We start from the raw sequence: 16,098 nt of genomic DNA, 5'->3' as shown, positions 1-16,098 counted from the left end.
TTTTCTAAGTTTTAATATAGCCGAAGAAGACCATCTTTACAGAAAAAATAGCCATCAATTTCAAATTTTATTTTGCAAAAATGCAGGCTTCCCCATGTTTTTCTTGAAATTGTTTGACCCAGTTCTCATGTGCTTCTAATTCTTCATCTGAAGGCAAAATGATTGGGGCATTGATTTCAATTTTTTTCCGAGTTGTATTTCTTTGCGCCTGATCAGTATGTGCAGAAAGAGCATCCATGTCAAAGGATACTTGGCCGCCTGTCATGGCAAGATAAACGTCAGATAAAATTTCAGCATCGAGTAAGGCACCATGGAAAGTACGATCTCGTTGCGGAATTTCATAACGGCGAACTAAGGCATCCAAAGAGTTCTTTTGTCCGGGATGTTTGCTTTTCGCCATTGCCAAGGTATCAGTCACTTCACATACTTCTGAGAGTGCCTGTAGACCACTGCGCTTGAACTCCATATCTAAGAAGTTCATATCGAAGCTTGCATTATGCGCAATAATTTCACTGCCTTTTAAGTAGTCAAATAAAACTTGCGCAATTTCGCTATATTTTGGCTTATCTTTTAAAAACTCATCGGTAATACCATGAATGGCTTCTGAATCGCCAACTGGTTTTTCTGGATTAATATAGATATGAATCGAACTGCCAGTCAGTTTACGATTGACCATTTCAATTGCGCCAACTTCAACAATTCGGTCACTGTCCTGATAATAGAAACCGGTGGTCTCGGTATCCAGAATAAACTGTTTAGGACCATGTAACTGGACCGTCGCAGGTGTAATCACAATTTGTGGATGAATATCTCGCATTGCGGGTTGGCTCATTGCTGGCTCATCATTTTCATTGGTATCTTGGTTAGATGGTTCTTCCATCACAATTTCATGAGCTGGCATAACATCCTGCTGAGCGCTAATTTCTGATTCTATCATTTCGTCTGATTCAATCAGGTCAAATCCAAAGGGATCGTCGAGTAGCCAGTCTTTTTCATGTTTTTTTTTATCATCAGCCACTGCCATAGGTTCAGTCAGTTTGGTTGGCGCAGTGGTGTTTTTTTTTGCGTCGAGTATTTGCTGTGTACCTAAATTCGCCAATTGATCTGCCATTTCATTGCCTGCATGTCCAGCATGGCCTTTAATCCAGTTCCATTCAATTTCGCGACCTTGGCAGGTTTGATCGAGTTTTTTCCAAAGATCTGGGTTTTTTACATCTTTCCAGTTTTTCTTTTTCCACCCTTCAATCCATTCGGTAATGCCACGTTTTACATAGTTGGAATCGGTCCAAAGCACTAATTTTGCTTCGGTTGGGCAAAATGCGATCCCTTCAATGGCTGCGGTAAGTTCCATGCGGTTATTGGTTGTATCCAGTTCACCACCACACAACTTATGTTCTTCTGTTTCAGTGATGATATAAGCGCCCCAGCCACCAGGACCCGGGTTGCCTTTACAAGCACCATCGACATAAAGTGTGATTGTTTGTGACATAGTAATAACCAATGAAAGTGAATTAAGAGTTGAACATCGTGGTTTAAGAATTTATTGTATACGCAAATCGGCGTTTTCTACGCATGAACTGAGATTTTTTTAATTTCTTGTAACATTTGTATGCAATTCGCATTCAAAATTTGCCTTGTAAGCGCGTTTAGCTCTACTAAAATGGCAATGATAAAATAATTTACTAAATGTTGTTCGGAACTCTTATGTTTAAACCTACCACAATGGTGTGGCAACCTACTGCGACTGTTTTCTTTAAATTATCCTTATTAACATCTGCATTCGCAGCATTAGGGTTGACTGCAGGGTGTTCTTCGACGTCGACAACATCAAAAGTTCAAACATCAAAGTCAGCAGGTATGTTGGATGCCAGCAGTCTGGATTCTCTAGAAGATCTACTTTCTGCAACTGATATACGCGCGGTAGAGGGCGATCGCCTATTGATTTTAAAACATGGTGACGTATGGAAGCGGATGTCAGTCGGTTTTAAAATGGATGAAAACCATTGGGATCCTCGTATCGATGCGCAACGGAGCTGGTTTGTTTCACGCCAACCCTATATTGACCGTCTCAGTGCCCGTGCATCACGCTATCTTTACCATACCGTGAAAGAAGCTGAACGTCGTGGTTTACCTACTGAATTAGCACTGTTGCCGATTATTGAAAGTTCTTATGACCCAGCAGCAACCAGTAGTGCAGCAGCAGCAGGGATGTGGCAATTTATCCCAAGTACAGGGAAAATCTATGGTTTAAGACAAACCAGTTTATACGACGGGCGTCGTGATGTGGTTGAATCAACACGTGCCGCTTATGAATTTTTAGGCAGTTTATATAATCAATTCGGTTCTTGGGAGTTGGCTTTGGCTGCCTATAACGCAGGCCCAGGGCGTATCCAGCAAGCAATTAACCGTAACCAAGCTGCGGGCTTACCAACAGACTATTGGTCATTGCGTTTACCGCAAGAAACCATGAACTATGTACCACGCTTTTTAGCCGTGGCGCAGATTATTAAAAGCCCATCTAAATATGGGGTGAGCTTACCGCCGATTGCCAATCGTCCGCACTTTAGAGAAGTTGCAGTTCCACCGGGCGTACAACTCAATCAAATTGCTTCAATTACCAATTTAAGTCGTGCTGAATTATATGCTTTAAACCCTGGTCATCGTGGTGAATTTGTTGACCCTTCGAGTACCTTACGTATTTTGATTCCTGCGGATCTTAGTCCAACCGTCGATGCAAAACTAAGAGCGTTAAAACCGGGTTCTGATAGCGGTTTATGGGCAAGCAATACTGCGCCAACCACAGCTACACGAACTTTAACGCCTACAGCGGTCACCTCGACAGTGACTCAATCAATTACACCAAGTAAAGCGACGCCACCTGCTTTAACAACAGCAAAAACCACCACGACAACCACAGGTTCATTGAGCACGCTCAAAAATACACCACAAGGCTCGGATGCATTAGCGCAATTTGCTGCCAATGCTGATATTCCAAGTGCGCCACGTATTCCTGTTGCTGTGACCAATGCAGCCAATGTGAAACCTGTTGCCGCAGAGCCGCCAATTTCTGCACGTGAAAAAGCACAAATTCTTGCCGCAGTAAAAGCTGAAGGTGAAAAAGAAACGGTTAAACAAGTTTTAGAACCTCAAGCCACCCAAGCTGAAAAAGAAGAAGTGGTTAAAGAGATTAAGGCGATTGCACCACAAGGGACAGAAGTGCTGGATCCGTATGATGGTAAAATTAAGCTGACTGCAATTCAAACCAGTCAATCGGTTGCAGAGGTTCAAGGTAAAGAAAATACGGTTGGATTCTCATATCCTAAAGGTTTAGCAGATACCACACCTGCAAACTCGGAAGAAGCCAAACTGAATCAAGATAAGAACTTTAAGAAAACTGAAACTGAAGTTGTGGTTGAACCACCAAGAGGTAAACGCAGTACTTATACCGTTTTGGCAGGGGATACTTTAGCAACGATCGCTTTAAAGAATGGCGTAAATTGGCGCGATATTGCCAAATGGAACCAAGTTGATCCAAACGGAACTTTATTTGTTGGGGCGACTTTGTATTTATATGATGCCAAACCACAAATTGATACCCCTGTGGTTTCTCGCAAAAGCACGGATTCAGCTCCAGCCAACTATGTGGTTAAACCAAATGACAGTTTAACCAGTGTGGCAAATCAGTTTGATTTATCTGTTTCACAATTGGCAAATTATAATAATCTGAATACCAACAGTAATTTATTTGTCGGTCAGAAATTAAAGCTTAAAGATGCTTCAGATGATAAATTATCTGAAATCAATAAAGCAGTGGTTCGTGCAGATACCTCTAAGCCTGTTGCTAAAATCAAGACCAAGGCTTATGCAGTTAAACGCGGCGAATATCTTAAAGTGATTGCCGATCGTTATGCTTTATCTGTACATGAACTCGCTGATTTGACTCCAGGGCTAGATACTTCAGGTAGCTTATTTGTGGGGCAAAAGATCAATGTACCACTCAATGAAGTCAATGAGCCAGAAGCTAAACTTGACTCTAAAGTGATTGATCAAAGTAAGTTTAAGAATGTGAAAGCTGAAACAAACTATAAAACTGAGAACTATAAAGTTCAAAGTGGCGACAGTTTATCCAGTATTGCAGTTCAGTCTAAATTAAGCTTGGCAGAATTAGCCGAGTTAAACAAAATTTCGACATCTAAAAACTTGCTTGTGGGTCAAATCATTAAGATCCCTGCTGGAACAACAACACCAGAAACCTATACTGTGCAATCTGGTGATAGCCTGATTGCGCTGGCAAATAAATATAATTTGCAAGTTAACCAAATAGCCGATTTAAATGGTTTAAAGAGCACATCTGGTTTGTTTGTTGGGCAGAAATTGAAATTGACTGGCACGCCTGAAACCAGCAGCAAAGAGAAAGCACAAGCGAGAAATGAGTCGAGATCAGAAGGCGCTAGCAAAGATATTCATGTGGTCAAATCAGGTGAAACACTGGCAAGCGTTGCAAAAAAATATAAACTGCAATTGTCTTATTTAAGTGAATTAAATGGTTTGTCGCGTAATCAGGCTTTGGATATTGGACAACGCTTAAAGCTTGATGGGGAATTACCCAGTAAATCCACGCTATCTAAAGAAAAAGAAGACCTAAAGGCGACTGCGAAAGCAACAGCTAAAGCTTCGAGTAAGAATACTGAAAGCTATGCGGTGAAGTCAGGTGAGTCGTTAAATGCGATTGCAAATCGTGTTGGCATGTCAGTTCAAGAACTGGCTGAATTGAATGATCTGAGTCCACGTGCGGGTTTACAACGTGGACAATCTATTCGTATTCCTAAAACAGTGACTGAATACAAAGTGAAAAGCGGTGATTCATTGATTCGTTTAGCCAGTAAATTTGGGATTGATACCAGTGCACTTGCTGAGATGAATGAATTAAAACCAAACGCATCATTACGCATTGGCAGCATTATTAAAGTTCCGAATCTTTAAGCGCCATTTTATTGGAGTGACGTTTAAAGCTTAACATTTCAAAAACTTTTTTGAATAAAGGAAAATAGGGGAATGCGCCTAAGTTTTGCATGTGTCAGCCCGATCGGGCTGGCATTGGGATTATGTGTTGCAAGCTTAAATGTTGATGCTGCTCTACAGACAACAGCATATATTGCTGTACATAATGCTCCACAGTATGACAAAGCTCAGGCAATGCCTTATGCCAATAGCAATGCACCCAAAGGCGGCTATATCAGTACAGCGAGTATAGGCACCTTTGATAATCTCAACAGTATGAATGGCAAAGGCAGTTCAACTGAAGGGATTAATTATCTGTTTGATAGCTTAATGGATAGCTCACTGGATGAGCCGGGTGTGTTATATCCGCTTCTCGCTGAAAAAGTCACTTATGATCCTGTTAAAACCAAATTTGTTATTTTCCATTTAAACCCTAAAGCCCGTTTTAGTGATGGTTCACCTGTCACGGCTGAGGATGTTAAATTTAGTTTTGATACCATTCAAAGCAAAGCCAATCTGGGCTTTCAAATGTATTTGTCTGATTTAGCCAAGACTGAGGTATTGTCTAAATACCAAGTGAAAATGACATTTAAATCAGACCACAATGCAGATATGCCCTTTATTTTGGCAAAAATTGCGATTTATTCAAAAGCAGATTGGAAAAATAAAGACTATAGCAAAGTGACCTTGCAGCCGATTTTAGGATCGGGGCCTTATCTGATTGAGCATATTGATTCTGGGCGCAGTATTAGCTATAAGCGCAATCCAAATTATTGGGCAAAGGACTTAGCCATCAATCGTGGTCGTTATAACTTTGATCACATGAAATATGTTTATTATCGAAGCCCTGAAATCGCTTTTGAAGGGTTTAAATCTGGACAATATCGCTTTTATCAAGAAAAAAATGCCCGTAACTGGGTCACTGAATATAATTTTCCTGCGGTAAAACAAGGTTTGGTGAAAAAATATATTTCTAAGATTGAAACACCAGCGCTCACGCAAAGTTTGGTTTTTAATACCCGAAAGGCGCCATTCAGTGATCTCAATTTTCGCCAAGCATTAACCTATGCTTATGATTTTGAATGGATCAACAAAGCATTGTTATATGGTCAAAATATTCGCTTGCAAAGCCACTTTCAAAACAGTGAGCTTGCTGCGACTGGAAAACCAAGCGCGAAAGAACTTGCAATTTTAACGCCTTATTTAAAGCAATTGCCCGCATTACAACGGCAAGGTGTATTGGCAGATTGGAAATACCCAGTTTCAGATGCCAGTGGTTTTAACCGACAGAATTTATTGATTGCACGTTCGATGCTATTAAAGGCGGGTTATCGTTTTCACAATGGACTATTGGTGGATAGACAAGGTCGCCCCATTCAAATTGAATTTCTGATTCATCAAGATGGTGCACTACGGACTTTGTTGCCTTATATTCGTAATTTAAAAAAACTTGGGATTCAGGCAAATATTCGTCAAGTCGATTTACCGCAATATACAGAACGTATGCGCCGTTTAGATTTTCAGATGACCGCTATCGATATGCCGCAATCCTTAACACCGGGTGCTGAACAGGCACAGATGTGGGGCAGTAAAGCTGCCGATGAAGTGGGCAATTACAATTATGCGGGTGTCAAAAGCCCAGTGGTCGATCAGCTGATTCAACAGATTATTTACGCACCGAACCGTGAACAATTGGTGCTTCGTACCCGAGCACTGGATCGGGTATTACGTGCAGGCTATTATCAAATTCTGACTTATGGCAATGATAAAAACTGGTATGCTTATTGGAATATGTATCAGCAACCCAAAGTTAAACCAAAATTATCCCTCGGTTTAGAATATTGGTGGGCAGATGCAGATCAAGCGAAAAAAGTAGAGCAATATTTAAAAAATCGAGCATTTTAAAAGCATAATTTTAAATCTTCATGGTTAAAACATCAGTGGCTCAACGTGAGTGATGTTTAAATTGACATATCTACCCTCATGAGGTCATAAGGAACATCGTTTCAATGGGCACATATATACTCAAAAGGCTGTTACTGATCATCCCGACATTGTTCTTTGTTCTCTTGATCAATTTTGTTGTGGTTCAAATTGCACCTGGTGGGCCTGTTGAACAAGCGATTCAACAAGCGGAAAACTTCCAAGGGGTCAATATGACTGCTGGGGGGCTATCATCTTCGGTAAATAACCATGAGTATCGTGGTGCACAGGGCTTAAGCGAAGATATGGTCAATAAAATCAAACAGCAATATGGCTTTGATCGACCTGCACATGAACGATTCTGGTTGATGTTAAAAAACTATTTAGCTTTAGATTTTGGCACAAGTTTTTTTAAAGATAAGCCAGTGACTGAGCTGTTATGGGAAAAAATGCCAGTTACCATTTCCTTGGGTGCGTGGAGCACTTTTTTAATTTATTTAATCTCAATTCCTTTAGGGATTAAAAAAGCCAAACAACATGGCTTATTTTTTGATAAATCAACCTCATTACTTTTGGCTGTGGGCTATGCCGTTCCCGCTTTTGTATTTGCAATATTGTTGATCGTATTTTTTGCTGGCGGTTCTTATTTACAATGGTTTCCATTACAAGGCTTTGTTTCAGACAACTTTCACAGTCTCAATTTATTTGAAAAAATAGCAGATTATTTTTGGCACATGGCTTTACCTTTGCTGGCCATGGTGTTGGGCGGATTTGCAAGTTTAACCTATTTGACAAAATATTCATTTATGGAAGAGCTCAATAAGCAGTATGTGCTTGCGGCACGAGCAAAAGGCTTAACTGAAAATGATGTGTTATATAAACACGTGTTTCGCAATGCATTGTTGGTGATTGTTGCTGGCTTGCCTGAAGTATTGGTTGGGGTGTTCTTTGTTGGAAATCTACTGATTGAAATTATTTTTAACTTGGATGGCTTAGGCTTGCTGGGTTTTGAAGCCGTGCAACAACGTGATTATCCAGTGATTTTTGGTGCTTTGTTCTTTCTGACCTTATTTGGGCTGATTTTACGTTTAATCTGTGATGTGGTTTATCGTGTGATTGATCCGCGAATTGATTTTGAATCGAGAGGTGCAAAATAATGTCACTGATCATGCAAGCGCGAATACAGAAATTTAAGAAAAATCGCTTGGGTTTTGTCTGTTTCATCGTATTTATCGTTTTATTTATCCTTTCAATTTCTGCCGAATTTATTGCCAATGATAAGCCCTTATTGGTCAAATACGATCAGCATTATTACATGCCAGTTTTAAAGGCTTATCCTGAAACACATTTTGGTGGGGTCTTTGAAACAGAAGCTGATTATCGTGATCCTGTGGTTCAACAGTTGATTGAGGAAAAAGGCTGGTCGATTTGGCCACTGGTTCGTTATTCCTACCAAACTCCCAATTTGGATTTAGCCGTTCCTGTTCCATCACCACCCACCGCACAAAACTGGTTAGGTACAGATGATCAAGGGCGTGATGTATTTACCCGTATTCTTTATGGTCTACGCATATCACTGTTGTTTGGTTTGGCATTGACACTATTTGCTGCATTTATTGGAATTATTGTTGGGGCGATACAGGGCTATTATGGCGGATGGGTAGATTTAATTGGGCAACGTCTGCTTGAAGTTTGGGGTGGTTTGCCGACTTTATTTATGGTGATCATCTTGGTCAGTATATTTACCCCGAGTGTTTATTGGCTATTTCTGATTATGTTGATTTTTGGCTGGACAGAGTTGGTCGGTATAGTGCGTGCTGAATTTCTTCGCGCCCGTCATTTAGATTATGTTCAAGCAGCACGTGCCTTAGGGGTGAGTGATTTGGTGATTATGTTCCGACATATCTTACCCAATGTGATCAGTTCAAGTTTATCTCAACTTCCATTTATGCTGACTGCAAATATTACCGCACTTACTGCATTGGATTTTTTAGGTTATGGGCTACCACCAGATGCAGCCTCTCTTGGCGAATTATTACTACAAGGTAAAAATAATTTAAATGCGCCGTGGCTGGCTTTATCCGGATTTTTTACTTTGGCCTTGGTGCTATCTTTATTGATTTATATTGGGGAGGCGACACGCGATGCATTCGATCCAAGACGTCAAAAATGATCCATCTTTGTTGTTGTCTGTCCAACATATGCATATTGAAAATCAGTGTAAAGAGGTGCTGGTCAATAACCTTAACTTTGATCTACATGTTGGGGAAACTGTTGCGATTGTCGGGGAAAGTGGTTCAGGCAAATCAATCAGTGGTTTGGCGTTACTTGGCTTACTTCCTGAAAATTTAACTGTGACTGGGCAAGCGTTATATGATGAGCAAAATCTATTGTCTCTTAATCAAAATGCGCAGTTGGCGATCCGTGGTAAAAAAATTGCCATGATTTTTCAAGAACCGATGACTGCACTCAACCCGCTACACAAGGTTGAGCGGATTATTGGTGAGACTTTACTTTTAGACGGGATGTCCAAGGAAAAAGTCAGAAAACGTGTCTATGACTTATTGTGTGATGTCGGAATGGACGAACCTGAGGATAAGTTGAATCGTTATCCACATGAGTTATCAGGTGGTCAACGACAACGTGTTTTGATTGCATCGGTTTTGGCACAAAAGCCTGAAATTATTATCGCGGATGAGCCGACAACAGCTTTAGATGTCACATTACAATCGCAAGTTTTAAACTTATTACAACTGCTTATTCTAAACCATAAAATGGCCATGATTTTGGTTAGTCATGATTTGAATTTGGTGCGTAAATATGCCAATCAAGTGATTGTGATGAATCAGGGGCAGGTTGAAGAAAAAGGCACAGTTCGAAATATTTTTCAAAACCCTAAAGCCAGCTATACCCAATATTTATTGGATCATGATTTTGGTGAAGCCAATGCTTTACCGCATAAACGTAATTTAGTTTTATCTCTACATCGTGTTGGGGTGAAATTTCCAATAAGAAAGGGCATATTCAATCGAGTTAAAGATTATTTTGTTGCCGTTCAACCGCTCAATTTACGTTTAGATCGTGCTGAGTCCATCGGTATTGTCGGAGAAAGCGGTTCTGGTAAAACCTCTTTGGCGCTGGCAATTGCACGACTGATACAGTGCTCGGGCAATGTTTTTCTACTCAATCAAGACTTGAACAGATTGAGTCAGCGTAAATTACGTCCGCTGCGATCCAATTTTCAAATTGTATTCCAAGATCCGTTAAGCAGTTTAAATCCACGGATGACTGTCGACCAGATTATTCGAGAGGGCTTGGCACTACAACATCTAAAAGAAGCTGAAATGTTGATTCGTATCAATGAAATTTTAGACAAAGTAGAGCTCCCGATAACAGTTAAACAGCGTTATCCGCATGAATTGTCTGGCGGTCAACGGCAACGTGTGGCTTTAGCCCGTGCAGTGGTATTACGCCCTAAATTACTGATTCTCGATGAACCAACCTCAGCTCTTGATCGAACCACACAACGTGCGATTGTAAAATTACTGCGCCAGTTGCAACAGGATTATCAAATGAGTTATTTGTTTATTAGTCATGATTTACAGGTTGTAAAAGCACTTTGTCAGAAAGTTTTGGTATTAAAAGATGCTAAAGTTATCGAGTTTCAAGACACTCAAGCCTTATTTGATAAACCTTTAAATGACTATACCAAGCGATTAATTGCAGCGAGTCAGTATTAACGCTGTATAGATGGTTGTGGTTCAAAAAATATTCACATTAACAAAGTTGACAAAATGCATTGTCAGATTTACGCTTGAACTATTATAAATTTAAATTAGAGTAAAAGCTCTAATCACTAAAGAGATTTGACCATGAGCCATCTTGCACAAGCATTAGAAATAAAAAACACGCGATTTAAAAACCGAATCATTAAAGGTGCAATGAGTGAAGCATTGGCCAATCATGCAGGGCAACCGAACCAATTGCATTTAGGTTTATATGATGCTTGGGGGAAAGGCGGCTTGGGTTGTGCCATTACGGGGAATGTAATGGTGGATTTCCGTGCGAAGAATGAGCCGGGTGTTGTTGTCGTTGAAACGGAACGTGATCTTGCCAAATTGACTGAATGGGCAAATGTGGGTAAAAAGCATGGCATGGTACAACTGATTCAGTTATCACATCCAGGTCGCCAGTGTCCAAAAGGACTCAATAAAGAAACAGTTGCACCTTCAGCAGTGCCTTTTAGTCCAATGTTGGCAACGACATTTGGTACACCACGTGCACTCAATGAAGCAGAAATTTTTGATATCATTCAACGATTTGCTGAAGCTGCGCGGATCTGTGAAAAAGCAGGTTTTGAAGGTGTACAATTACATGGTGCACATGGTTATTTAATCAGTCAATTTCTTTCACCATTGACCAATAAACGTCAAGATCAATGGGGCGGTTCGATTGAAAACCGCATGCGTTTCTTGTTAGAAATTTATGCTGCAGTGCGTGCTAAAACCTCAGAAAACTTTATTATCTCAGTCAAACTGAACTCTGCAGATTTCCAGCGTGGTGGAATTACAGAAGAAGAAGTGGTTCAAGTATTTAAAGCCATTGATACAGCAGGGATCGATTTGATCGAAATTTCTGGTGGTACCTATGAAGCACCAGCAATGGCAGGCGCAAAAGCGGATAAACGTAAGCAAAGTACGATTGCACGTGAAGCATATTTCTTAGATTTTGCAGAAAAAATTCGTAAAGAAGTCAAATGTCATCTTATGGTGACAGGTGGTTTCCGTACAGCACAAGGTATGAATGCGGCTTTAGACAGTGGTGCGTGTGAATTTATTGGGATTGCACGTCCTCTTGCGGTAGAACCTGAAGTCAGCAACAACTTGATTGCAGGTCAGGACGTTCGATATGCAGTAGAACAGATCAAAACAGGTATTCCTTTTGTTGATAAAATGGCGATCATGGAAATCCTGTGGTATGCCGCGCAGTTTAAAGCGATTGGAGAAGGGAAGAAGCCAAACCCTAAGCTTTCTCCACTCAAGGTTTTCTTTAATTATGCAAAAAATAATATCAAAGCGGTGATTCAAGGACGAGTAAACTCGCGAAAATCAGCTTAAGGTCATCGAGTATTGATCATTAAAAAGACCATTGTGAAATGGTCTTTTTAATGTGTGAACTTTTTTATTTAAAAAGATAAAGACTGAATAGTGAATTTTAAAAAAGTTGCCATAAGCACGATTGTCTGGCAGCTTTTATTGACCGTTTTTGAATCAATAGCACTGAGATTCAGCTCAAACGTTTAGGGCGTGAAATTCAGTTCAAATTAATGCGCACAAAAAGCCATATTAAAATATTCAAATAATTCAGGCGTGTTCAACCACAGCATACTTGACAGCCCGAATAGAACAACAATAACCAACCAGATACTGAGCTTGAGCCACGAGAATGAATTAGTCATTAACCACAGCCTCTTCATTGACAAAGAAATGCACAATAACGCCGACTACACACAAGGCAATTGAGCATCCCCAAATGATGTTGTAGTTACCCGTTATATCATGATTTAAACCGCCTAGCCATCCACCAAAAAATGAACCGATTTGGTGAGTGAAAAACACCAGACCGCTTAGCATGGTTAAGTATTTCACACCAAACATATTGGCCACAATGCCGTTGGTTAGAGGTACAGTCGAAAGCCATAAGATTCCCATAACGATACCAAAGGCGTAAACAGTCCAAATACTCAATGGCAGCATCAGAAATGCAACAATCGCAACGCCACGTAAACCATATAAACCCATAAGCAGATGTGGTTTGGAATACTTGCCACCAAGCCAACCTGCGGTATAGGTTCCGATAATATTAAATAGACCAACCAATGCGAGAAAAATCGTTCCAGTAGAGGCATCAAAACCATGATCAATCAAATAACCTGGCAGGTGAATGCCTAAAAAAACCACTTGGAACCCACATACTGAAAAACCAAAGGCCAACCATAAAAAGGGTTTATGCTGAAAGGCAATTTTAAGAATCTGTTTAAAGCTTAGATTGGGTTTTATCGCTTGTTTAATTGCGTTTGGTGGTACATACATGGGTGCTTTAAGCATCCATGCCAATGGAACAATCAACACGATCAGCATTGCTGTAATGACCAGCGCAGATGACCAGCCGAAGTTTTTAATGAGAAGCAGGGTGGTTGGCAACATAATGAATTGCCCAAATGAACCTGCTGCACTGGCAATACCCATTGCCATACTGCGCTTGCTTGGATGCGCTGCTCGTCCTACGGCTGAAAGTAATACCGAGAATGAGGTTGCAGAGAGGGCTAAGCCGATAATTAAGCCGACACTGATATCCAGTAACAGTACATTTGAACTGATGGACATTAACAATAGACCAATGGTGTAGAGCACCCCGCCTATTGCAACAATCTTCTTACTCCCATATCTGTCTGCAAGCGCACCAGTAAAAGGTTGTACTGCACCCCAGAATAGATTTTGTATGGCAATGGCTAAACTAAAAACCTGATGATTCCAACCAAACTCATGGCTCATGGGCACAAGATAAAGCCCAAAACCGTGACGTACACCTAAAGAGAGTGCCAAGATAAAAGCACTTCCAATAAGCATATAAATGAGCGGTTTAGAGAAACGCGTGTCGTCCTGTTGTACTGACATAAGCTATCCATTGAATCATCATATGAGAATTGTAGATGATTCAATGGGACTTAGCGATAGAATAAAAATTTATCAATCGATAAATTTTAGTGATCAATCAACACATTTTAATGAAAATAAATTTAGCTTTTAGAAACGATAACCCACACCGACATAAGTAATCAGAGGATCAATATCAATTTTGGTTTTAGCGCCGATGAGCGATTTCCCTGTATTGTTGTCAACGACAGTGATTTTGACATCACCACTCATTGGTGCATAAGTGACAGAGCCTACTCCAAACCAACGATCATTAAAATCATAGGTTGCACCCAATGTAGCCATAGGTGCTATGGCATCGTCGGCTTTTACTTTAACGCGAGGATCAGCTGATGATGTTTTTCCTTCTAATGCTGCACCTGCCTGACCATCAAGAACATTTTGAACCATATGGCCTGCAGCAATTAAATCTTTGTTGATACCAGAGTCAATTTTTACATTGGTAAAATGCGCATACATGACACCGACGCCAACATAGGGTCTAAGTTTATTTACACCAGATTTACCAAATTGATAATGTATTTCTGCGGCAGGTAACCAAGCTGTTGCAGATGCTGCTTTTTTCGATTGCTCTAAATTGGTAATCGGGATTTGTGTATCTAAGGGAATACCACCAATGCCATTAATTAAGCCATTGGCAATTCCACCAATGATCGGTGTATCCAGTTTACCTTCAGGTGTCGCAATACCAAGTACAGGGGCATTAATCTGGCCTTGTCCTTTAATATCAACTTTGGGTGGAATACCTGCTTTAAATTCTAATGAAATATTATCGGTAAAGAAGTAATTTGCCATGATCCCTAAGGTATCAACATTATCTGCTTTCAGTCCTGCATCTGCATTATTCCAGCTTTCTAAACTGGTAATATTGGCTTTACCACTCATGTTTGAGGTTAATGTTCCATTTTTAATTAAGCCTAAAGTTTCACCAAGTTTTGCCACACCCAATAACTTTTCTTTTTTGGCGGCACCTTCTTCGGTATTGGCAATTGCATTGGTCACAGTGTCAAGTTGCACATCACCAACCGCATAATCGCCTTTCTTAACACTGGTATTGATGTTTACACCATTGGGATTACCTTGCGGCATTGCATGTAGCCAACCTGCTGAAACAGAAAAGCGTTTAAATCCATCACCATCTTTCAGACTAAAATAGGGTGAATCTGCATGGGCCATCATCGGTAAAGTCATGCATGAGGTCATGATGCAAAGTAATGATTTTTTCATAGGTTTGGACTCCATGTCCGTAATTGATACTAATTTTTATGCGTTTTTATTATTAGAAGTTTTTGCTGTTAATTAATGTAGTCTTTACAAAGGCTTTTTTTAAGTGAATGTTCTTTTTTTAATGTTTTATTTATCATAAGTTTATAAATGTAATACAACTGTAATCGTGTTGTCATGATATTACATGCTAAAAATAGGCCATGATCTCGGTTAAAAGTAACCTTAAAACATTGACTTGGCCGACAAGGAAAAACTTAAGCCATAAAAAAAGGCCATATGAATATGACCTTTTGTTAAGCAGCATAAGTCATTTTAGTCAATGACTTTCGTTATTTTTGAAAACGAGATAGATCTTCTTCAGGGCGCGCGGTTAAAACTTCTACACCGTCTTTGGTCACCAGCAGGGTATGTTCGTATTGAGCTGAAAGACTATGGTCTTTGGTTACCACCGTCCATTTATCACCCATTAAACGTGTTTGCCAAACACCCGCATTGACCATTGGTTCAATGGTAAAGGTCATACCTTCTTCCAAAACCATACCTGAATTAGGTTGACCATAGTGAAGGACTTGTGGCTCATCATGGAATACTGTACCAATACCATGACCACAATATTCACGCACCACACTAAAGCGTTCTGATTCAACATATTTTTGAATCGCTGCGCCGATATCACCAATGGTTGATCCCGGTTTCACCGTTTCCATACCACGGTACATTGCTTCTTGAGCAACTTTACATAAACGTTCAGCAATAATCGATGTTTCACCACCAACCACATACATCATATTGGTGTCGCCGTGATAACCATCTTTAATCACAGTCACGTCAATATTGAGAATATCGCCTTTCTTTAAAATTTTACTTGCAGATGGAATACCGTGACATACCACATGATTTACAGAGGTACAAATCACATGTTGGAATGCAGGGCGACCAGGTGCAGCGCCATAGCCTAAACATGCAGGTATAGCGTCTTGTTTGTTGACAATATAGTCATGACAAATCGTATCCAATTCAAGTGTACTGACACCTGGTTTGATATGCGGTTTGATCATATCCAAAACTTCTGCAGCCAATCGACCTGCAACACGCATCTTTTCAATTTCATCTGCGGTTTTGATTAATCGACGTGGTGCTTCGTAAGTACTGTTCATGATCTTTAAAAACTTTTGGAAATTTGTATGTGACTATGGTATAAATAGCCGCCCAATTTATCAAATGCTTTCTG

The 16,098-nt window shown here is 40.2% G+C and carries 10 protein-coding genes; 6 read left to right on the top strand and 4 right to left on the bottom strand.

Annotated elements, in window-relative coordinates:
* Nucleotides 1–67: 67 nt before the first annotated feature.
* Nucleotides 68–1,489 carry a DNA polymerase III subunit epsilon gene (gene dnaQ / locus ACQ7EO_RS15260; RefSeq protein WP_434277900.1) on the bottom strand — a complete coding sequence of 474 codons (1,422 nt, stop codon included), beginning with the start codon at nucleotides 1,487–1,489 and terminating at the stop codon, nucleotides 68–70.
* 215 nt (nucleotides 1,490–1,704) lie between these two features.
* Here dnaQ and ACQ7EO_RS15255 point away from each other — a divergent pair, with 215 nt between their 5' ends.
* The 6 genes from ACQ7EO_RS15255 (at nucleotide 1,705) to ACQ7EO_RS15230 (ending at nucleotide 12,041) form a co-directional block, all read left to right on the top strand.
* Nucleotides 1,705–4,983: a LysM peptidoglycan-binding domain-containing protein gene (locus ACQ7EO_RS15255; RefSeq protein WP_419311603.1), complete on the top strand. Its 3,279-nt coding sequence runs from the start codon at nucleotides 1,705–1,707 to the stop codon at nucleotides 4,981–4,983.
* A 72-nt stretch (nucleotides 4,984–5,055) separates the two neighbouring features.
* Nucleotides 5,056–6,906 (top strand): extracellular solute-binding protein, encoded by a 1,851-nt coding sequence (locus ACQ7EO_RS15250; RefSeq protein WP_239046128.1) that lies wholly within the window; start codon nucleotides 5,056–5,058, stop codon nucleotides 6,904–6,906.
* Between the two features lie 104 nt (nucleotides 6,907–7,010).
* Entirely contained in the window at nucleotides 7,011–8,081 is a 1,071-nt protein-coding gene (locus ACQ7EO_RS15245) for a microcin C ABC transporter permease YejB (protein ID WP_105714539.1), read from the top strand.
* Nucleotides 8,081–9,097 (top strand): ABC transporter permease, encoded by a 1,017-nt coding sequence (locus tag ACQ7EO_RS15240; protein ID WP_434277899.1) that lies wholly within the window; start codon nucleotides 8,081–8,083, stop codon nucleotides 9,095–9,097. The genes ACQ7EO_RS15245 and ACQ7EO_RS15240 overlap by 1 nt, the downstream gene beginning before the upstream one ends.
* Nucleotides 9,069–10,664, top strand: a complete 1,596-nt coding sequence (locus ACQ7EO_RS15235) for a dipeptide ABC transporter ATP-binding protein (protein WP_434277898.1) — start codon at nucleotides 9,069–9,071, stop codon at nucleotides 10,662–10,664. Before ACQ7EO_RS15240 ends, ACQ7EO_RS15235 begins: the two co-directional genes overlap by 29 nt.
* 132 nt (nucleotides 10,665–10,796) lie before the next feature.
* The gene (locus ACQ7EO_RS15230; RefSeq protein ID WP_434277896.1) at nucleotides 10,797–12,041 is read left to right on the top strand and encodes an NADH:flavin oxidoreductase/NADH oxidase family protein; all 1,245 of its coding nucleotides are present in this window, start codon (nucleotides 10,797–10,799) and stop codon (nucleotides 12,039–12,041) included.
* A gap of 333 nt (nucleotides 12,042–12,374) precedes the next feature.
* Here ACQ7EO_RS15230 and ACQ7EO_RS15225 read toward each other — a convergent pair whose 3' ends face one another.
* The 3 genes from ACQ7EO_RS15225 to map all read right to left on the bottom strand — a co-directional run bounded on the left by ACQ7EO_RS15225 (nucleotide 12,375) and on the right by map (nucleotide 16,024).
* Nucleotides 12,375–13,601 carry an MFS transporter gene (locus ACQ7EO_RS15225; protein WP_434277895.1) on the bottom strand — a complete coding sequence of 409 codons (1,227 nt, stop codon included), beginning with the start codon at nucleotides 13,599–13,601 and terminating at the stop codon, nucleotides 12,375–12,377.
* Between the two features lie 129 nt (nucleotides 13,602–13,730).
* Nucleotides 13,731–14,867 (bottom strand): OmpW family outer membrane protein, encoded by a 1,137-nt coding sequence (locus ACQ7EO_RS15220; protein ID WP_004820002.1) that lies wholly within the window; start codon nucleotides 14,865–14,867, stop codon nucleotides 13,731–13,733.
* Nucleotides 14,868–15,196: 329 nt separating this feature from the next.
* Entirely contained in the window at nucleotides 15,197–16,024 is an 828-nt protein-coding gene (gene map / locus ACQ7EO_RS15215) for a type I methionyl aminopeptidase (RefSeq protein WP_004722029.1), read from the bottom strand.
* Nucleotides 16,025–16,098: the final 74 nt, after the last annotated feature.

The sequence above is a fragment of the Acinetobacter sp. CE-15 genome (assembly GCF_051059255.1).
GTDB lineage: Bacteria > Pseudomonadota > Gammaproteobacteria > Pseudomonadales > Moraxellaceae > Acinetobacter > Acinetobacter guillouiae.
This window is presented reverse-complemented; position numbering and strand designations above follow the sequence as displayed.

Bases quoted from the DNA above. Each gene is read 5' to 3' on its own strand.
- ACQ7EO_RS15250 (WP_239046128.1), top strand. From the start codon at position 5,056: ATGCGCCTAAGTTTTGCATGTGTCAGCCCGATCGGGCTGGCATTGGGA.
- map (WP_004722029.1), bottom strand. From the start codon at position 16,024: ATGAACAGTACTTACGAAGCACCACGTCGATTAATCAAAACCGCAGAT.
- ACQ7EO_RS15240 (WP_434277899.1), top strand. From the start codon at position 8,081: ATGTCACTGATCATGCAAGCGCGAATACAGAAATTTAAGAAAAATCGC.
- ACQ7EO_RS15220 (WP_004820002.1), bottom strand. From the start codon at position 14,867: ATGAAAAAATCATTACTTTGCATCATGACCTCATGCATGACTTTACCG.
- ACQ7EO_RS15245 (WP_105714539.1), top strand. From the start codon at position 7,011: ATGGGCACATATATACTCAAAAGGCTGTTACTGATCATCCCGACATTG.
- ACQ7EO_RS15225 (WP_434277895.1), bottom strand. From the start codon at position 13,601: ATGTCAGTACAACAGGACGACACGCGTTTCTCTAAACCGCTCATTTAT.
- ACQ7EO_RS15230 (WP_434277896.1), top strand. From the start codon at position 10,797: ATGAGCCATCTTGCACAAGCATTAGAAATAAAAAACACGCGATTTAAA.
- ACQ7EO_RS15255 (WP_419311603.1), top strand. From the start codon at position 1,705: ATGTTTAAACCTACCACAATGGTGTGGCAACCTACTGCGACTGTTTTC.
- dnaQ (WP_434277900.1), bottom strand. From the start codon at position 1,489: ATGTCACAAACAATCACACTTTATGTCGATGGTGCTTGTAAAGGCAAC.
- ACQ7EO_RS15235 (WP_434277898.1), top strand. From the start codon at position 9,069: ATGCATTCGATCCAAGACGTCAAAAATGATCCATCTTTGTTGTTGTCT.